Raw genomic sequence first — 19,835 nt, 5'->3', positions numbered from 1 at the left:
CTGCCTTAACGCGGTAAGGCGAAGTAGAGGGTTAGAGCCAACAACCCGATAATCATGCCGATGATGATGTTGAGGGTGCGCTCTGATAGATGAATGCCCTCGTATAGATTGCTTCGTCTAGGTGAAGTTTTGCTTACCTCAGGCTTGTTTTCGGTGGATTCTTGGGTGGTCATCATGTTCCTCCTGGTGTGGATAAAGCAAGGCAAGCTCCAGAGGAACTTGCCTAAAGGAGATACCCTTCAATAATAGCCTATTGGCCGTTGAAGGCTTGGTAAGGAATACGTACAGCAACTTGAGTGTCGTCGTACTTGTAGTCAGTGCCATCTAAGAAGTCTTTGCCTTGACCTGCATTGTAAGAGAGTGCGAAGACAGCTTTTGCCATCCCTTCAGCATCTTGTTTGACAGTACCAGTCATAATGCCACGTGCAATGAGGTCTACTGCTTCTTCAGTCGCATCTACCCCAAATACAGGAATCTTCTTGTCAGCTTTAGCATCAGTGTTAAAACCAGCGCCTTGGAGGGCAGCAATAGCACCAGAAGCCATTGAGTCGTTATTAGAGATGATGACGTCGATATTGTCAGCGTCTTTAGCTAACCAAGCGTCAGTTGCAGTTTTTGCTTTGTCTGGGTCCCAGTTAGCAACTTGGTCACCTAATTTGTTCACTTCAATCTTAGCTTCGGTTAAAGTATCAACAGCGTATTTTGTACGAGCGATTGCTTCTGGGTTTTCTGGGTCACCGATTAACATAACGTAATCTAATTTGCCGTTACCATTGCGGTCATATTTCTTGTCAGATTTCCATAGTTCCGCAATCATCTTACCTTGGATAATCCCAGCTTCTTTAGCGGTTGTCCCAACGAAACGGGCTTTGTCGTATGCTTTAACAACGTCAGTCGCTGGTTCACGGTTGAAGAGCACGAGCGGAATATTCGCGTCTTTAGCTTTTTGAACGACTGCTTCTGCTGCCCCGGTGTCCACCACGTTAATCAAGAGGACATCAACGCCTTTTTGAATCATGACATCGATTTGGTCGTTTTGTTTAGCTTGGTCGTTTTGAGAGTCATTGACGATGAGTTCAACGTTAGAATGCTCTTTGGCAATTTTTTCAAGCGCTACACGTACGGAAGACATATAAGCGTCATCGTATTTGTAGAAAGCTACCCCAATTTTGATGTTCTTATCTTCGGCTTGAACTTTAGGGCTGAGACTAGGAACTAGCGCTAAGCAGAATAGGCAGAAGATGGCGCACCATGTAATGACTTTTTTCATAAAGATCGACTCCTTTAAGGATTTTATTTTGTTGAATTGAGTATAACACGGCATGTAAAACGATTACATTGATTTTTTTACACTCCAGGTTAGAAAATTTACGGTCTTATTTGCGCTTGATGTATTTACGTACGTCGATTGCTACCGCCAAGATAATGATCAAGCCCTTGATGATGTATTGGTAGTTAGGGTTAACACCTACATAAGCCAAACCATAGTTGATGAATTGGAGGATGATCGCCCCGATAATAACGCCAGGAATGGTCCCAATCCCACCAGAGAAGGAGACACCCCCGATAACGGAAGCAGAGATGGCATCGAGGTCGTAGTTAAGACCGGTGTTAGAGGTAGTAGACCCTACCCGAGCAGCTTCCAGATAGCCAGCTAAGCCATAGAGAATCCCTGAAATCAGGAAAATGATGAGGATATTCTTAACGATATTAACCCCGGAAACTTCAGCTGCTTCGATGTTGCCCCCGATAGCATACATGTTCTTACCAAGTTGGGTCTTATTCCAGATAATCCACATAATCACGCAGACGACAATGGCGTAGAAGACTACATAAGGGATTTGAATATCTTTGGTAAAGTTGACGGTGCCATTAACTAAATTACGGTAGCGGTCGTCAAAGTTAGCAATCGGTTGTGCGCCCCCTGCTTGTTGTTGTTGATAAATCAAGGCAATCCCGTAAGCTACTAATTGAGTCCCTAAGGTAATAATGAAGGCGTGGACTTTAAGAACGGCTACCCCAAAACCGTTAATCAAACCGAAGATCCCGCCGACTACAATAACGATGATGAGTGGCAACCAGAGTGGCAATTGAGGTAAATCGGGATACATACGCGAAGCGTAGGTAGTTGATTGAAGGAGGGAGGCAGCAATCAGGGAAGTTAAACCCAAGACGCGGCCGGCAGACAAGTCTGTCCCGCCTAAGATGATAAGCCCGGCAGCCCCGCAGGCCATAATGATCCGAGTAGAGGCTTGAGCCAAGATGTTAATGAAGTTTTTTGGTGAAACGAAAGAAGTGTCCATCGAAATAATGATGGCGATTAAAGCAGCAAGCACAATATAAAGAGAAAAGTCTAATAATAGCTCGCGCGGTGTTTTATTGGTGAAGCGTAGTTTTTTACTTAGTTCCATAGAGACATCCTCCTTAGAGATAGAGTGCACTCAAGCGAAGAATTTCTTCTTGGGTGAGTGATTCGGTCTTTTCGACGCCAGCCAAACGACCGTTAGACATGACTGCGATGCGGTCAGTGATACCGAGCAACTCGGTCATTTCACTGGAGACAACGATAACGGTCTTGCCTTTCTTAGCTAAGTCTAAAATGATTTGGTAGATTTCGTACTTGGCTCCGACGTCAATCCCCCGCGTTGGCTCGTCGAAGAGATAGATATCCGCATCGGTTAGTAGCCAACGGCCAATAATTACCTTCTGCTGGTTACCACCTGATAAGGAGCGGATTTGTGTTCGTTGACTTGGTGTCTTGATGGCCATGGCATCAATCATGCGTTGGGTATCGCTACCCATGGAAGCATTGCGAATCAGACCTAACTTACCGCGATAGTGGCGCATATTAGAGATAACCGTATTAAAACGAATGTCCGCGATTGGGAAAATCCCAGTTGCCCGGCGTTCTTCTGTCACCAAGGCAAAGCCGTTTTTGATAGCGTCGCGGGAGTTGTTATTATGAATTAGCTTGCCATTCTTATAGATTTCGCCACTGGCTAGGCTGGCAATTCCGAAGATACATTCAATCAACTCAGTCCGACGAGACCCCACCAAACCGGCAATCCCCAAGACTTCGCCTTCGTGAACGGTTAAGGACACGTCTTGGATGCTTGGTTGATATTTAGCGGTCAAATTGCGCACTTCTAAGGTTACCTGGCCAGGATGGTTGTTACGTGGAGGGAAACGATGGCCGATATCCCGCCCCACCATGAGTTGGATGATGCGTTCCATGGTTAGGTCTTTAGCTGCTTCTGTCGCAATCCATTGACCGTCACGCATAATGGTTACTTCATCAGAAATGGCTAAAATTTCTTCCATCTTATGAGAGATATAAACCAAGCCACAACCTTGATCCTTGAGTTGGTTCATGATGCGGAAGAGGTGCTGAACTTCTTGCTCCGTTAGAGAGGAAGTTGGCTCGTCTAGGATAATTACCTTGGCATCGTAGCTGACTGCCTTGGCAATCTCAATCATCTGACGTTGGGAGACGGAGAGTTTACCAATGATAGTCCGTGGATCAATATCCAAGTTGAGTTGCTGGAAGATGGCCTTGGTATCTTGGTACATCTTATGCTCGTCAATTAGACCAAGTTTGGTCTTTGGGAAGCGGCCCAACCAGATATTTTCCATGACGCTACGTTTAAGAACCTGATTCAGTTCCTGATGGACCATGGAGACGCCTTGTTCCAATGCTTGTTTTGGGTTGTTAAAGCGTACGGGTTGGCCATTGAGTTTGATACTACCGGAGTCCTCGATATAGATACCGAAGAGACATTTCATCATAGTTGATTTACCAGCACCGTTCTCACCCATGAGGGCGTGAATGGTACCAGGGCGAACTTTAAGTCGCGCACCGTCCAAGGCTTTGACCCCTGGAAACTCCTTGACGATATCTTCAATATCCAATAGGTACTCTGCGATTTGTGTCATAATGTCACCACCTTATAGGATTTGAGTCTATTCTACCCCTAACAACGAAACGCTTACATAGAATAATTTACGCATAAGGTTCGAAAATTTACGCTATCGCTAGATTGATTCAGACTTGTAATCGCGTTATAATAGGAAGAAAGAAAATACATAAGGAGGAAAGAAGATGTCAATTTTAGATGATTTAACATGGCGTGGTGCCATCAATCAACAGACTAACGCTCAAGGCTTAGAAGAACTAGTAAATAAGAAGGCGATTGGCTTATATTGTGGCGTCGACCCAACAGGGGATTCCATGCACATTGGACATTTAATTCCCTTTATGATTCTTAAACGATTCCAACTGGCTGGGCATAAACCAGTAGTGCTGATCGGGGGCGGCACGGGCTCAATTGGGGATCCGAGTGGGCGTAATAGCGAGCGGACCTTGCAAACCATGGATGTGGTAAAGGAAAACGCGCGTAAGCTAGCAGACCAAATGAACCGTCTCTTCTTAAAAGGAGATGTCCAAGCAAGTGGTTTCCGGATTGTAAATAACTACGACTGGCTTAGCCAGATTTCGCTCTTAGATTTCTTACGTGATTACGGCAAACACTTCAACATTAATAATATGTTGGCTAAGGATGTTGTCGCATCTCGTCTAGAAGTAGGGATTTCCTTTACTGAGTTCAGCTATCAAATTCTGCAATCCATTGACTTTGCCTACCTATATAAAGAATACGATGTCCAATTACAAATTGGGGGCGCCGATCAATGGGGCAACATCACGGCAGGGTTGGATTATATTCGTCGGACTGAGGGGCATGAAAGTGAGGTCTATGGGCTGACTATTCCGCTTATGCTCAAGTCTGACGGAACTAAGTTTGGTAAATCAGCAGGTGGGGCAGTTTGGTTGGATCCAGAAAAAACAACGCCATTTGAGTTCTACCAATTCTGGCTCAATCAACAAGATGGTGATGTGGTTAAATTCCTTAAGTACTTTACCTTCTTATCTCATGAAGAGATTGATGCTCTAGCCGTAGAAATTGAGACCCAACCTCACTTGCGGGTTGCCCACAAGCGTTTGGCTGAAGAAGTGACGCGTTTTGTTCATGGACAAGAGGCTTTGGATGAAGCGATTCGGATTACAGAAGCTTTATTTACGGGCGAAGTGGGTTCGCTCACGGTTCATGAAATCGAGCAAGGCTTTAGAAATATGCCGCAAGCTAGCGCCGTAAGAGAGGAAGCTAACCTAGCTGTTTGGTTAGTAGATACTGGTATTGTTAAATCACGTCGTGAAGCCAGAGAGTTTATTTCTAATGGCGCGATTACTTTGAACGGCACTAAGGTAACCGATGTGGAAGCTATGATTACGCCTCAAGATGCCATTGGTGGTAAGTACGTAGTCGTACGCCGGGGCAAGAAAAATTACACGCTCGTTACCTTCCAAGATTAAGATCTGAGAAGCAGGCTTTTGGGCCTGCTTTTTTTTGCTCACGAGTAAGGTGGGGTGAGCAAGTAGGTGGGGGATTGTCTCAATTCCGAAGCAGAAAACGCCGCTAATAGAACTACAAACAAATACAAATGTTGTGTCAATATAACAGATTTTAGATTTACTATATGTATAGCATCATCTTCAAGACTATCTTTTAGGATAGCTAAATAGGCCTAAAGGTCTAGACAAAAGCAAAAATCAGCTCTGTCGCTAATTTTCGTCATTTGTAGAACATCGAGAGGCAGGTATATCTGCCTATCTATTGTGGCAAAAAAGTGTCAAAAAACGAAAAAAACCAAAGTAAAATTACAGCTGTGTTACAGATGCTATACGAATCGTCGAAAAACCGCACCTTAGCAAAAACTTGTGGTATTATGTAGGCATGTCATAAAAAGATAAACCAAAGCTTGTGTCCGACACAAGAGTGATATACAAAATTACGAGACTAAAAGGAGTCAAATCGCTTATGAACAAGAGATTATTCAAAACGTTATTAACTTCAGCCGTCGTATTAGGGAGCGTAGCTGCACCTGTGGCTGCTTTCGCACAAGACTACGATTCATTAATCGGGCAAAGTGAAAGCCAAATCGAAAACTTATCTGCTGCGCAAGCACAACTTTACGCGCAATTAGCAAGCTCTTACGCTAAGTTGCAAGAAGTTCAAGCGCAAGCAACTACTCTTCAAGGGAATATCCAAGAAAATGATGCAGCAATTGCAAGCTTACAAGCAGAAATCAAAGACTTAGAAGTAGCAATTGGCAAACGCGAAAGCCTCTTGGCAGACCAAGCTCGTGCTGTTCAAGCAACAGGCGGGGCAGAAAACTATGTTAACGTTGTAGCTTCTTCTAAATCTGTTAGCGACTTTGTTGGTCGTGTAGACGTTGTGAAGAAGATGGTTTCAGCTAACAAAACACTTTTAGGCCAACAAAAGGCTGATAAAGAAGCTGTTGAAACTAAGAAATCTGCGGTAGAAACGACTAAAGCAGACAACGTTGCTAAGCATGTACAATTAGAAGCTCTTAAAGGTGCTTTGACTGAAGAGCAAGCTAACAACGAAGCAGTATACAACCAATTGACTTCTGACTTATCATTAGCACAAAATGCTCGTGAAGCTTTAATTGCTGAAAAGGCTGCTTACCAACAGCGTCAAGCAGAAATTGCTGCAGCACAACAAGCAGCAGCAGAACAAGCTGCCGCAGAAGCTCAAGCACAGGCTTTAGCACAACAACAAGCACAAGCAGAAGCAGCAGCCCAAGAACAAGCCGCTCAAGAGCAAGCAACTCGTGAATCCCAATTAGCTGAGCAACCAGCACCAGCAGCTGAAGAAGCAAAACCAGCTGCACCAACTACAGAAGCTGAAGCAACTAGCCAAGCAGAAGCAACTGAAAGTCAAGCGCCTGAAGCTTCTGCATCTGAAACTCCAGCAGCTGAAGAGTCAACTGCTACAGAAACTCCTTCAACTCAAGAAGAAGCGTCAACAACACCAGCTCCACAACCTGCTCAAGAAGCACCAGCAGCTGAGGAAGAACCAGAAGCTCCAGCAGCTACTACTGAAGAAGAGCCAGAAGCTCCAGCAGCAGAAGCTCCAGCAGCTTCAACATACGGTGATGTTTTATCAACAGCTGCTAAATACGTAGGGACTCCTTATGTATGGGGCGGTAAGAGCCCAAGTGGTTTTGACTGCTCAGGTTTCGTACAATACGTCTTCAAAGAAGCATACGGTATCGATGTAGGTAGCTGGACGGTACCACAAGAATCTGCAGGGACTCGTATCTCTGTATCAGAAGCACAAGCGGGTGACCTCTACTTCTGGGGTGACGCAGGTTCAACTTACCACGTAGCGATTGCAACTGGTGGCGGGAACTTCATTCATGCTTCTCAACCAGGTACGCCATTAGGCTACAACAACATCCAAAACTTCACACCACAATTTGCAGTGCGTGTACGTTAATAAGAAGTATATTAAAAGCTGGGATTTGTATCCCAGCTTTTTTGTTACTATATAATAGAAGAGAGTTGGCAAGGGCCAACTCTCTTTTGTATATGCTGCTTACTGCAAGCAGTATTTTATTCCAAAGGGAAGAGCCAACTGGCAAATTGGGGATTGAAGAGGTCTTGCGCCTCGATCCATTGATAGGTAAGCTTAGTGGTTACATCACTAGCCTTATCAGGCTGATTTTGACCAGTTTGTCCTGCTGCATAGCCTAAAGCATAGGGGTTGGGCGTGAGATTACGGCGGATGTCCCCTGCTTCGATAGCGCTAAATACCTGAGGTTGATAGCCGATGCTGTAGATGTCAGGAATAGCTAAACTTTGATGTAAGTAACGGGCTAGCTCTTGTATAGAGACTTGATCGAGTAAGACGACAGCCGGTTTGGAAGCTAAGGCTTCAACGGCACGAAGCATAGCCTGTTGATTTTCGAGTTTGTCGCCTTCTAAAGCAAGTGTCTGGTAGGCTTGGCCAGACTGATCTAGGACGTCCTGAGCTCCTTTTAGGCGCTTGATGCTTTCTTGGTTGTGTGCCTGATAGGCTAAAATGAGAGGAGTCTCTGTCCCACTATTGGCTTTCAATGCTTGTGCTAAGGCCTGGCCTTGCTCCAGAGGCGCCCAACCAAGTTGGCTTGCTTGGGATAGTTGGACTTTTGGGCTATCGATTAAGGACACTTTAACTTCTTGCTTAAGCCAGTTTTCCAATTGAGATGTTAACTCAAGGCTATAGGTAGAGTGAAGTATCACCTGATCGCCTGTTAGGAGTTTTTGCTGGCTTAAGAGGGCCGCTTGTTCATCAACATTTTCTGGTAAAGCTAGGGTCTGAATCTCTATGTCGTCAGATGGATTGATTGAGGCTTTGAGCCCTGCCAAAAGTTGTTGGTTGTAGGGCTGGCTCAAGGCTTTACTGCTAGCAAACAAGATGCGATGTGTAATGGTCTGAGCAGGTTGACCAAGCCAAAGGCTCAATGCTAAAAGGCTAGCTAAACTGACTAGGATAAGTCCTAATAATATAGTAGAAAGTTTTCTCATGATGGCAAGTCCTCCCAATCTAAGCAAGGAATCGAGAGGCTAACGCAGGTTCCTTGGTCTTCTTGGCTATCAATTGTTAGCCCGTATTCTGGCCCAAAATAAATCTGCAAGCGCTCATGGACGTTGCGCAAGCCAATCCCAGCCACATCAGATGGTTGTTTTAGCTCTTGGCGGAGTTCTTCCAAACGCTCCACACTCATGCCTTGGCCGTTGTCCTTAATTTGGATTAGAATTCCTTTTTCTGACTGGCTAGCCTCAATTATCAGCAGGCCAGGTTCATAGAGGTTGGCCAAGCCATGTATAATGGCATTCTCTACAATAGGTTGTAGGATTAGTTTGATAGTAGGGTATGAGCGAACTTGCTCAGGCAGCTTGAGCTGGTAAGTGAATTGCTGATTATAGCGAATTTGCTGAATTTCTAGATAGTTCGTGACATGCTCAAATTCACGTTCCAAGGGAATGTACTCTTTGCCCTTACTTAAGGTAATACGGAGTAGCCGACCTAAGGCAGTCACCATATGCGAAGCATCTCTGGTATTTTGACTTTCTATCATCCACAGGATAGACTCCAAAGTATTATAGAGAAAATGAGGTTGGATTTGGGCTTCTAGGACATTTCGCTCACTTTTGCGTAAAGCGGCTTCTTCAAGTTTAATTTGCTCCATGAGTTGGTCCACTTGGTTGAGCAGTTGGTGGTAGGCATGATAGAGCTCATTGGCTTCATCGTAACCAGAAGTCTCATAGTGACCAGTCGGAAGATCCTGAAAGTCTTGCATATGGCGCGCCAGGCGACGAATAGGACGGGCAATAAAACGAGCTAGTAAGTAGGCCAGAACGTTAATTAAGAAGGTTAAGGCTAAGAAGAGAATAAGCGAGGTCTGTAGAATTCGTGACAGACCACTAGCCAACACTTCTTGTAGGTAGGTCTTTCCGACAACGCGCCAATGGGTACCGGCCATAACCTGACTGGCTAATACGACATGGTTATCCTTATCTAATTGGACTTTTGTGGGCTCAGTTCCTAAATCTGGAATAGTTTCCTGCTTGAGTTCAGCGGTCATCAGGGCTTGGTGGGGATGGTAGATGAGTTCTTGTTGGTCATCTATCAAGTAAGTGTAGCCTTGCTTGCCAATCCCTCCAGTCTCAAAGAAACGCTGGAAGGTTTTGATTTTATAGTCGATAAGTAGAAGGCATCGCTTGCCTTGATGGTTGAAGGGGATGGTATTAGAGATAACCCAAGGAAACTCTCCCTGGAAAAGGTGTTGAATATGAGGTTTAGAATAGAGCGTCTGATCGTGTTGCGCTTCTTTTTGATACCAATCGGGAGATAAAACCGGATGTTGGCTATTTGTTTTAAGTTGAAAACGGCTAGGTGCAAAATCTAGTACTTGGCCTTGTTCATCCAGCACCGCGATAGATTGGATATCTCGGTTAAGGGTGACGCTAGAATCAAGCAAGTCATGCAAAGCTTGAGGTGTTAGGCTTTCGAGTGTGATGCGGCGGATGATTGCCTCGTTGGCAACATCCATTGTCGCGATCATAGTTTCTAAGGCTTCTGTCGAGCGAGCTACATGCTGTTCGGTTAGGGTCATGGTCTGCTTAATTAGGAGATCGCGTGCAATCTGATAATGGCCCCAGAGACTAATTCCCAGAATAGAAGTAGACAGGAGGAAGCAAGTCAAATAAATCACTCGGTGCAAGGGTTGTCGCTTGGTAGGGGTCATAGTGAAGGGCTCCCTTCTTGGGCGGCCTCACGAATTTGGCGCGGAGATAAGCCAAAGTAGCGCTTAGTACTATAGGAGAAGTAGTGAGTGTCGGTATAGCCAACTGCTAAGGCTACTTCTTGGACTTTAGCTGAGCTAGTTAGTAAGAGCTCTTTAGCCTTATTCATACGAATTTGAATCAAGTGTTCCTTGAAGGATTGTCCTGTCTCGCGAGTGAATAGAGAGCTGAGATAGTTAGGGCTGACATGCATTAACTGAGCCAAGCGTTTGCCTGTAAAAAGTGGGTCTTGATAATGTTGTTGCATTAAACGCAAGCCTTGCTGGGTTAAAGATTCTTTGAGAGTTTGGCGTTCGCTCTGGATTAAGAGTAGTAACTTTCTGCTGTGAGCCAGGAAGGTCTGCATTAAATCCGCTACTGGGGCTTGGTTAGCTACTACCATTTGAGACATAAAGGACTCAATCAGCGGCGAGTTTTGGATGCCGGTGAGGTTTTGGCTGATGCGAATAACCCGTGAAGTTAATTCTAGAAAGAAAAGATAGTCGGCCGAAGGCGTAGAGGATTGGCGATGACTTTGGTTAATTAAGCTCACAATGTAATCCTCAAACTCAGGGTAGGAAGCAATCTTAATCAAAGACAAGAGTCGTTGATCAGGGGTCGCATCGTAGTCTAGGTTTGATTCCATCTCGACGCTGAAATCGCCATAGTAACATAGGGCAGTATTTGGTGCCGATTGGCAGTAATCATAAGCCTGAAGGGCCTGATGGTAGAGGCGTTTTAAGTCCATCAAGTGTGAGGATGCTTGACTAATACCCAGGTAGAGGGTGCGCCGATAATTTTTTAGGAAGGTTTGCTGGATATCTTGCAGCAAAAGGTCTAGGTTTGCTGAGATATCAGGCTTATCATGGCTGAGGATGATGATTAACTTACCAGCAAAAGGGAAGGCTTCGGCTGGCAAATATTTATGGCAGACTTCTAGGACAGTTTTGCGATAGGAGACCCAGCTAAGCTCTTCGGCAAAGAGAATATCTCGCATATCCGGGCTGATGGCGTGGATAGGGCTAGAAGACTGGCGTGGACAGAGGCTAATAACGGTATAATGAGGGCCGGGAATTTCTAATTGATAGAGATTAATACGGTTTTGCCAGTAAGAGGTGTCTTCCAGGGATAAAGGCTCGGTTACAAGGCTAATAAGCAAACTCCGACGGGAGGCCTCAATGGTTGTCATATACTCCCGTGTCATTTCCTGCATATCCAGAGCACGCTGGCGCTGAGCGTCTAGGTTCTGGCTAACGCGGGTTAGAGCAGCTTGGATATCTGTAGGAGTGATAGGTTTCAGTAGATATTCTTGAATATTTAGACGAATGGCATTTTGAGCATAGTCGAATTTGTCATGACCGCTGATAAAGATAATCTTGATAGTGGGATCAAATTCGTAGATGGCTTGACTCAATTCAAAGCCGTCCATGAGTGGCATGCAAATGTCGGTAATGACAACATCAGGACAAGTTTCTTCGATAATGGCTAGGGCCTCTTGTCCATTGCTGGCAGTGCCTACTAGTTCGTAGCCCAAAGAAGCCCAATCCATTAGGTTGACAATGGACTGGAGCACAAAAGTCTCGTCGTCTACAAATACAAGTTTTCGTCGGGTGGTCATGCAAGTCCCTCCTGAGGACATGAAATAGGTAACGCTTTCTATCAGTTTAACACAATTCATGAAGATATCATAGGGCCATATATAAAAAGCCACAAGTCATCAGACCTGTGGCTTTCTAGTTTTAAGCTTATTTTTTAAGTTGGAAGGTAATATCGCCGGATTTAGTTAAGGACTTAAAGTCTTTGTCATAGAGGTTGACGTTCAAAGTAAGTGAGCGATCTTTGTAGAGATCATAGTCATCCTTGCTGTAGACGAATGCTAAGTGGTAAGTATACTCTTGGCCAGGTTCTACTACTTCCTTATCTTTGGCCGGCTCAACTTCAACCATGCCTTCGTGCATTAATTTTAGTTGGTCATTGAAAACTAAGTTACCAGCGGTCTGGCGTGCGTTCAAGGCAACTTTACCCTTGTTCTTAACGGTAATTTCAGCAGTTAAGACTACCACACCACCTTTAAGCTTTTCGAAACGGCTAGCCTGATCTTCATTAGGTTTGAAGTCAACGATTTGATAGCCGTTCAAAGTAACGTCATAGCCTTCAAAGCTAACGTTTTGCTTGTCAGTACTTGAGCTAATGAGGGTCTTGGTTCCCCAATTTTCAGCAGTTAGCTTGTCTGGGTAGAATTTGCTAGCTGATGCGCGGTTGGCTTCCCCTTCTTTAGAAGTTGGAAGAATAGTAGATACCGTAGGTACAATCGCATCCGTAAGTTTGTCCCCTTGATTAGCTAATACAACGAGGGTATCGAATGATAACTCGCCACTTTTGTTTAATTGTTTGAGGGCGTCGCCACCAATTGCTAGGGCAACTAAGCCGCGAAGCTCAGTTTTAGCCTTAAGTACATGCTTGGCGTCTACAACAGCCTTGGTTAGGTCCTTAGTCTCATCTACTAGGTTGTTGTTGTGGCTCACTGCTCTGTTATAGCCTACAATGGAGCCAGAGAAACCGCCGGTAATATAAGTGTCTTTATCTGAGTCATTCTTAAGGGAGACATCAAGTACAAGAACAGCGCCAGTTTTGGTGTCGCCGCCAAAAGGAATCTCTAAGTCTTTGGAGAAATCTTTGAGGGAGATTAAGCTGTAGGCATGGATGGTCTCCGTAACAGGAGCCTTGCCTAAGGTGATAGGGGTTGAGTTTGTGTAAGTTACGCTGGCTTCTTTAGCAGAAGCTGCAGCCTTGATGGCCTCAGTTACCGCCTTGAAGTCTGTGCTAGACTCTGAGTTAGCGGTACTTTCTTGGCTACTAGCGCTTGACTCGCTGCTTGAAGATTCTGCCAAAGCGATCGATGGTCCTGCTAAGAGGGCGGTTAACGATAAGCTGCATAGGAAGATGCGTAAAGTTTTTTTCATTTCATTACCTCCAATAGTAAATCCTAGTAATATTATAATACAGAATGGATAGGCATGCAAAGTTGTCTAGTACTATGACTTGATAGGGCCCAAGAGCATGCTAGCCCAAGCTTCATGGAGTGATTCTTGATCGGAAGGTTGGAAGAGGCCCGCCAAGACGTCGCGATAGAGGCGAGAAAGTTCGTTTTGGCTGAAGTAGGCTTGTCCCCCACAAGCGCGAATCACTTCTTCGACTGCTATTTTAGAGGCTTCAACGGAACGGTTTTTTAGGGCGGACAGGCGTGGCAACCAGCTCAAATCATAAGGTTGACTTTGATCTAAAGCCTGGCAGAAATGATTAAGTTGAGGTGGGATGGCATCGAGTTGGATCGCGGCTTCAGCCAAACGCCAGCGAATGTTTTTGTCTTGATCGTAGGTCGTCTGGTTGCTTGCGGAATAACGTTTTTTGACCGTTTCTAGGCCCAGTTCGAGGGCTCGTTGCCCAATGCCTAAATAAGTAGCAGCAAGTAGAATCTCGAAATAAGCGAAAATACCGAAAACGGTGGGCTCTAATCTTGGGCCAGGAGCCAGTTTGGCCAGGATTTGTTCAGGTCTTACTTGCAGCCCCTTGAGCGTCACGCTGTGTGATTGAGTGGCGCGCATACCAAGCGTATCCCAGTTTTCGTGAATCTCTAATTGATTATCTTGTTTGTGGGCATAGGCAAAGACAGACTGGGCTTGTTCTTGGCTGGAGTCGGTCGCAAAGGTCACGAAACGGCTGCAGGCCTTAATCATAGACAGGAAGACCTTGTCACCGTAGAAAAGATAGCCTCCATCTGATTGGGGTTGAGCCTGGCAGATAGAGCCGAAGAGGACACGGTCATTGGAAGGTTCCGAGATGCCGAAGGCTAGGAGGTGACCTTCAGCCGCGTCTTTTAGGATTTGCTGGCCTGCAGCTTGGCCATGAGCGACTAGATGACGACCCAAGCCCACAATAATCTGGTGCATATTAATACCTAGGGCAGTACCAGGTGCTGCCTTGGCTAGGCGGGTTTGTTCCTGCGCGATTTCTTGAAGTGTGAGACCGTGCCCACCAAATTCTTTGGGGACAAAGGCTTTGTAGTAGCCAGCTTCTTTGAGAGCTTGATAGTCTAGCTCAGGAAATTCGTTGCTTCGATCGTAATAATCTGCACGTTGATGGATAGAATCGAGTAGTGAATCAGATAAAAACATAGCGGACACTCCTTGGAAAGTAGTAAGTAAAATAGATAGATGCTTGATTACCTTCCTTATTATAACATGATTGCTGTGTGTCGCCTTGCTAAACGCTTGCAAATAGCGAGTGATGAGGCAAATGTGATACAATGAGACTAGCAAAAGGAGGGCAAGAAAAATGAGATTGTTACTAGCAGAAGATGAATTAGATTTAGCCAAGGGGATCCAGGCTATTCTCAAGCATCATCATTATGATGTGGATCATGTAGCAGATGGAGAAGAAGCCCTCTTGTATGCACGCTCTATGGAGTATGATGGCCTAATTTTAGATGTCATGATGCCTAAGAAATCGGGCTTCGATGTCCTAGCGACTTTACGGAGCGAGGGTTCTCAAGTGCCAACCTTGCTTTTAACGGCTAAAAACCAAATTGAGGACAAGGTGCAGGGGCTTGATCTAGGAGCGGATGATTATTTAACCAAGCCCTTTGATATGCAGGAACTCCTCGCGCGTATTCGGTCTATGTTGCGACGTCCGGCCAACTTGGTAGACAATGATTTGCGTTATGGTGATTTAACCCTCTACCGCCAACGGGCCAGTCTAGCGGTAGGGGCGGCGGAACTCGCCTTGAATAAGCGAGAGTTTCAACTGATGGAGATGCTTTTGTTGAACCAACAACAGGTTTTGTCCTCCGATTTAATTATGGAAAGAATCTGGGGCTTAGACTCCGACGCAGAGATTAATGTGGTCTGGGTCAATATTTCGTCCTTACGCAAAAAATTACAACAGCTGAGTTCTAAAGTAACGATTAAGGCCTCGCGTGGCTTAGGTTACCAGTTGGAGGTGGCGCATGATTAAAGAGATGCAAGGCCGTTTTGTTCAGATTGCCATGCTATCTTTTACGGCTGTGCTCTTGTGTCTGCTCCTAGGTTTGAATGGATTAAACTATTGGCAGACGGTTCAAGAGTTGGATGGCGAAGCGAGTCATCTAATGGATCAGAGTCAGAATCAGCATCAGGGTAATCAGGAGAGACCCCCTCTGCCGAAGAATCAAGGCTTTGATTGGAGTAGACTATGGCAGAGCTATCAGGAACCGAATTATCACACGGCTCGTTATATCTATGCTAAAACCGATGCCGATGGTAAGTTAGTGACTAGCCAATTAGACCGCATGGATGATTATGACCAGGGAACTTTGGCGAATATGCTTAGTCCACTCTTGAAATCTTCTAAAAACCGGGGCTGGATTGGCGTCCTGCGCTACTATCAGCGGACGAATTCGCAAGGAGAAAAGGAATGGCTGTTTGTAGATGCTGGTCGCCAACTTCAGGCGGTAACTCGCTTGGCCATGATTTCGCTGGGTATCTTGGTCTTTACCTTACTCATCGTCTATGGTCTACTTCGATACTTTTCTAATAGAGCCATTCGACCTTTGATTAACAATATTAAACGTCAACAGGAATTTATTAGTAATGCTAGCCATGAGATTAAGACGCCCTTGGCGGTGCTATCTACCAATAACGATGTCTTAGAATTGACAGGTTGCAAGAATGAATGGACCCAAAGTAATCGCAGGCAAATCCAACGCTTAAATGCCTTAGTGGAGCAGATGCTGCAATTAGCTCGCTATGATGAAGGTCGAATCGCGCTAAATCCAGAGTCTCTGGATTTAGTCGCCTTGTTAAAACAAGCGCTGGATGACCTTGGGGGATTGCTTGAAGCAAACCAGGCGCAGGTTTCCTTGAATTTGCCTGATAGCATTCCGTTAACTATCGACAGGGCTTCTTTTCAGCAGGTCAGCCAGGTTCTACTCGAAAATGCCCTTCAGTATCATCTGGCAGGGACAGAGATTGAAGTTGGTTGGCGACAAGCTGACAAGAGATTGTATGTGGCCAATCATTGTCAGAAGATGAGCCAAGAGCAGGCAGAGCGCTTATTCGAGCGTTTCTACCGGCCAGACCAAGGGCGCCAACGTGACCAAGGGGGCAGTGGGATGGGCTTGTCCTTAGCTCAAGCGGTAGCAGAAGGTAATGGCTGGCGTTTAAAAGTCGGCATGCGTTCAGAGACTGAAATAGAATTTACCATTCGATTCTAGCTTGGCGAGCAATCCTGCTTGAAGTCGTTAGGGCAGAGTACTAAAATAGGAAGTGCGATACATATTATATAGTAGAAAGAAGGAATAGGATGGAAATCAATGAAACTTTGTTGCGTGCCTTGAGTGAAGTCAATGGGATTGCGGGTAATGAAGGTGCGGTTCGCCAACTTTTCAAAGAAGAAACGGCACCTTATGCGCAAGGCTACGTTCAAGATGGTCTTGGTGGCTTATTTGCGGAGCATATTGGGGATGCCAACGGTCCGCGGATTATGATGGCTGCTCACTTTGATGAAGTGGGGTTTATGGTTAGTCAGATTACGGATAAGGGCTTCCTAAAGTTTGTGCCAATCGGTGGTTGGTGGAGCCAGGTAGTTTTGGCCCAGCAAGTGACCGTTACGACACGAGACGGCAAAACCTACCATGGTGTGACGGGCTCTAAGCCTCCACATGTTCTGCCTGCGGAAGCACGCAAGGTAGCGGTCGATATAGCGGATGTCTTTGTGGATTTAGGGGCGACTTCTAAGGAAGAAGTGCTAGAATGGGGCATTCGTCCGGGGGATATGATTACGCCTTATATCGAGTATCGTCGTCTCAATGGCGGACCTTTTCTCTTGGGGAAAGCGTGGGATAACCGCATCGGCGTAGCAGTTGCGATTGAAGTATTAAAATATGCGGCTAGCCAAGGTCACGCTAGCCAGCTTTTCATCGGGGCTAACGTTCAGGAGGAAGTTGGTTTGCGTGGTGCTAAGGGTGCTACCCACAAATTGAATCCTGCTATCAGTTTTGCTTTAGATACAGGGACTGCGGGTGATACACCGGGTATGACACCTAAAGAAGCAGATAGCGAATTAGGCAAAGGGCCTCAAGTTTTAATCTATGATGCGTCCATGATCCCGCACAAAGGCTTGCGTGACTTTGTGATTGATGTGGCGGAAGAAGAAGGGATTCCATTCCAATTCACCAGCATTAAGGGTGGCGGAACGGATGCTGGAGCACAGCACCAAAGTCTTGATGGCGTGCCATCTATTGCTATTACCATTCCGGTTCGCTACTTACACTCCCATACTTCGATTATCCACGAAGATGACTTTAAATACACGGTGGCGCTGATGACCGCCTTGCTCAAACGTCTCAACAGTCAGACCGTTGCCAACATTGTGGCCAATGTCTAGGGGGTAAGGTAGATGCATATTCATTGCTTAGGGTGTGCTGGTGGCTATCCGATGGGAGACAATGGCACGACGGCTTTTGTGGTTTCGAGTCAGGACCGGTCCTATCATATTTTGCTTGATGCAGGAAGTGGCGCTGCGCGTGCCTTAGAAAATTATCTAGATGTACTAGAGCTTAATGCTGTCATTATTTCCCATGACCACGCTGATCACGTGGCGGATTTAGGCACTATCCAGCATTTATTGATGTTGAAACCTTCAGGTGCTAAGCATGCGCCAGTGCCTATTTATTTGCATGACCAATCGGTATTTCCGCCATTGGCCATTCAGGACAAAACCAGCCAATTGTTGAGCTATAGGGAAGATAGTGTCTTAGAATGTGGGCCTTTCCGCGTAAGTTTCTGCCAGACGGTCCACCCACTTCCTTGCTATGCTATGCGTTTGGAAGAGATAGAGACAGGACAAATCCTAGTCTTTACAGCTGATACGGGCTGGTGTCCAGAATTGATTGAATTCAGCCAGGGCGCCCATGTGCTAATTGCTGATTCGGCTTTCACTAACGAACGGGGGCAAAACGAGATTCATATGACAGCGGGCGAAGTGGCGGAGTTGGCCAATCAGGCCCATGTACAAACTCTGGTAGCCAGTCACATGGCACCACATGCGGATCAAACTCTCATCCTCCAACAAATAGCAGCGGATTTGAACCCGGATATTAATTTAATTCATTGTCAGCCGGGTCTGACGATATCACTTTAAGAGGGAGCGTATAATATGTATTTTGTTGATAATGGCAACAACTATGATGCAAGTCTGAATATTGCTTTGGAAACTTATTTGGTAGAGAACCGATTGGTCGATGAGCCCATCTTACTCTTTTACATCAATGATCCTTCTATTATAGTAGGAAGAAATCAAAACACCATTGAAGAAGTGAATCAAGCCTATGTAGAAGAAAAAGGAATTCGGGTAGTGCGTCGCATGTCAGGCGGAGGCGCCGTCTACCACGATCGAGGCAACTTTTCATTTTGCTTCATTAAAGACGATGATGGCTCCTTCCGGGATTTTGCTAGCTTCACGCAACCGGTAATTGAAGCCTTGCATAAAATGGGAGCCAAAGGCGCTGAGCTCAAAGGACGGAACGATCTACTAATTGATGATAAGAAGTTTTCGGGTAATGCTATGTATGCAAAGAATGGCCGTATGACTGCCCATGGGACCATCTTGTTTGATGCAGATCTAGACGAGGTCACCAAAGCGCTTAAACCTCGCAAGGAAAAGTTCGAATCCAAGGGGATTAAATCGGTGCGAAGCCGCGTGACTAATATTAAACCTTATGTGTCACCGGAATATCAAAAACTCACTACCGAGGAGTTCCGTGATTTACTCTTGCTTGAAATATTTGGCGTGGAAAGTCGGGACCAAGTCAAAGAATTTAAGTTGACTGAAGCAGATTGGGCCAAAGTCCGGGAGATTCAAGCTGAACGCTTCGGCAATTGGGAATGGAACTATGGACAATCGCCAGCCTTTGCAATCCAAATGAGTCAGAAGTTCCCATTTGGCTTTGTCGATTTCCGCTTCAATGTTGAGCAAGGGGTTATTAAGGAAGTTAAAGTCTATGGCGACTTCTTTGGCCTAGGAGACATTAGCGATGTAGAAAACGCGCTAGTAGGCGTACGCTTCGAGCGCGAGGCAGTAAAACAAGTGTTTGAAAACTTAGACTTCAACAAATACTTTGGTCGAGTAACAGCAGAAGAAATTCTGACCTTAATCTTCGGCTAGAATTGGCACTATATATAGGAAAGCTACTTGGCTATACAACCTATATATAGTGTTTTTTTTTAGATCAAAAAAAGGGCTGAAAAGTGGCTAGAAAGTGTTGACTTAGTGGGCTTAGTCATGGTATATTACATTATGTTCTTAGGAACACACGAACCATTTCCTTAAAATCATCAAAAGCATTCGAAAAAGCTTTGACATTGTCAGGAGATGGTGCTAATATATAGAAGTTGTCGCTGAGACAAGGGCCAAGCAAAAACTTCGAAAAAACTTCTGAAAAGTTGTTGACAGGAAGTAAGGCTTGTGCTAATATATAGAAGTTGTCACGTGGTGGCAACAAGCACATTGAAAACTAAACAAAGACACACCAAGAATGTGAGGGTCATCGAGGTAAAACTTGATGAACAACCAACAATTCGGCAGCAGACAAGCTGGGTAAAAAACAAGC

At 45.3% G+C, this 19,835-nt stretch carries 16 protein-coding genes; 7 read left to right on the top strand and 9 right to left on the bottom strand.

What is annotated here, in order from left to right:
• Window positions 1–5: 5 nt before the first annotated feature.
• The 4 genes from Q0339_RS08630 to Q0339_RS08615 form a co-directional block, all read right to left on the bottom strand.
• Window positions 6–173: a hypothetical protein gene (locus tag Q0339_RS08630; protein ID WP_298078426.1), complete on the bottom strand. Its 168-nt coding sequence runs from the start codon at window positions 171–173 to the stop codon at window positions 6–8.
• Between the two features lie 77 nt (window positions 174–250).
• Window positions 251–1,270 carry a galactose ABC transporter substrate-binding protein gene (locus Q0339_RS08625; RefSeq protein ID WP_023392475.1) on the bottom strand — a complete coding sequence of 340 codons (1,020 nt, stop codon included), beginning with the start codon at window positions 1,268–1,270 and terminating at the stop codon, window positions 251–253.
• Between the two features lie 106 nt (window positions 1,271–1,376).
• Window positions 1,377–2,411 (bottom strand): galactose/methyl galactoside ABC transporter permease MglC, encoded by a 1,035-nt coding sequence (gene mglC / locus Q0339_RS08620; RefSeq protein WP_070756632.1) that lies wholly within the window; start codon window positions 2,409–2,411, stop codon window positions 1,377–1,379.
• A gap of 13 nt (window positions 2,412–2,424) precedes the next feature.
• Window positions 2,425–3,933: an ATP-binding cassette domain-containing protein gene (locus Q0339_RS08615; protein ID WP_298078425.1), complete on the bottom strand. Its 1,509-nt coding sequence runs from the start codon at window positions 3,931–3,933 to the stop codon at window positions 2,425–2,427.
• A gap of 166 nt (window positions 3,934–4,099) precedes the next feature.
• Between Q0339_RS08615 and tyrS the strand changes: the two genes are divergently transcribed.
• Both tyrS and Q0339_RS08605 read left to right on the top strand, forming a co-directional pair.
• Complete coding sequence (gene tyrS, locus Q0339_RS08610) at window positions 4,100–5,368, top strand: tyrosine--tRNA ligase (RefSeq protein ID WP_298078424.1); 1,269 nt, start codon at window positions 4,100–4,102, stop codon at window positions 5,366–5,368.
• Window positions 5,369–5,873: 505 nt separating this feature from the next.
• Complete coding sequence (locus Q0339_RS08605; RefSeq protein WP_298078423.1) at window positions 5,874–7,358, top strand: NlpC/P60 family protein; 1,485 nt, start codon at window positions 5,874–5,876, stop codon at window positions 7,356–7,358.
• Window positions 7,359–7,474: 116 nt separating this feature from the next.
• On the opposite strand, the gene Q0339_RS08600 is transcribed toward Q0339_RS08605, so the two are convergent.
• From Q0339_RS08600 to Q0339_RS08580, 5 genes are all read right to left on the bottom strand, one after another.
• Window positions 7,475–8,428 (bottom strand): substrate-binding domain-containing protein, encoded by a 954-nt coding sequence (locus tag Q0339_RS08600; RefSeq protein WP_298078422.1) that lies wholly within the window; start codon window positions 8,426–8,428, stop codon window positions 7,475–7,477.
• Window positions 8,425–10,152 (bottom strand): sensor histidine kinase, encoded by a 1,728-nt coding sequence (locus Q0339_RS08595; protein ID WP_298078421.1) that lies wholly within the window; start codon window positions 10,150–10,152, stop codon window positions 8,425–8,427. Before Q0339_RS08595 ends, Q0339_RS08600 begins: the two co-directional genes overlap by 4 nt.
• Complete coding sequence (locus Q0339_RS08590) at window positions 10,149–11,807, bottom strand: response regulator (RefSeq protein ID WP_298078420.1); 1,659 nt, start codon at window positions 11,805–11,807, stop codon at window positions 10,149–10,151. The genes Q0339_RS08595 and Q0339_RS08590 overlap by 4 nt, the downstream gene beginning before the upstream one ends.
• Before the next feature lie 127 nt (window positions 11,808–11,934).
• The gene (locus Q0339_RS08585; RefSeq protein ID WP_298078419.1) at window positions 11,935–13,152 is read right to left on the bottom strand and encodes a hypothetical protein; all 1,218 of its coding nucleotides are present in this window, start codon (window positions 13,150–13,152) and stop codon (window positions 11,935–11,937) included.
• A gap of 72 nt (window positions 13,153–13,224) precedes the next feature.
• Window positions 13,225–14,364 (bottom strand): acyl-CoA dehydrogenase family protein, encoded by a 1,140-nt coding sequence (locus Q0339_RS08580; protein WP_298078418.1) that lies wholly within the window; start codon window positions 14,362–14,364, stop codon window positions 13,225–13,227.
• A 160-nt stretch (window positions 14,365–14,524) separates the two neighbouring features.
• Between Q0339_RS08580 and Q0339_RS08575 the strand changes: the two genes are divergently transcribed.
• The 5 genes from Q0339_RS08575 to Q0339_RS08555 all read left to right on the top strand — a co-directional run bounded on the left by Q0339_RS08575 (window position 14,525) and on the right by Q0339_RS08555 (window position 19,390).
• Window positions 14,525–15,202: a response regulator transcription factor gene (locus Q0339_RS08575; protein ID WP_298078417.1), complete on the top strand. Its 678-nt coding sequence runs from the start codon at window positions 14,525–14,527 to the stop codon at window positions 15,200–15,202.
• A complete protein-coding gene (locus Q0339_RS08570; protein ID WP_298078416.1) occupies window positions 15,195–16,439 on the top strand; it encodes a HAMP domain-containing sensor histidine kinase in 1,245 nt (414 codons plus the stop codon). The genes Q0339_RS08575 and Q0339_RS08570 overlap by 8 nt, the downstream gene beginning before the upstream one ends.
• A gap of 89 nt (window positions 16,440–16,528) precedes the next feature.
• Window positions 16,529–17,611 carry a M42 family metallopeptidase gene (locus Q0339_RS08565; protein WP_298078415.1) on the top strand — a complete coding sequence of 361 codons (1,083 nt, stop codon included), beginning with the start codon at window positions 16,529–16,531 and terminating at the stop codon, window positions 17,609–17,611.
• A gap of 12 nt (window positions 17,612–17,623) precedes the next feature.
• Complete coding sequence (locus tag Q0339_RS08560) at window positions 17,624–18,367, top strand: MBL fold metallo-hydrolase (RefSeq protein ID WP_298078414.1); 744 nt, start codon at window positions 17,624–17,626, stop codon at window positions 18,365–18,367.
• A 15-nt stretch (window positions 18,368–18,382) separates the two neighbouring features.
• Complete coding sequence (locus Q0339_RS08555) at window positions 18,383–19,390, top strand: lipoate--protein ligase (protein WP_298078413.1); 1,008 nt, start codon at window positions 18,383–18,385, stop codon at window positions 19,388–19,390.
• Window positions 19,391–19,835 lie beyond the last annotated feature (445 nt).

It is taken from the genome of uncultured Abiotrophia sp., from assembly GCF_938010525.1.
Lineage (GTDB): Bacteria > Bacillota > Bacilli > Lactobacillales > Aerococcaceae > Abiotrophia.
Note: the sequence above shows the minus strand (reverse complement) of the source record. Positions and strands in the feature narration are given on the sequence as shown.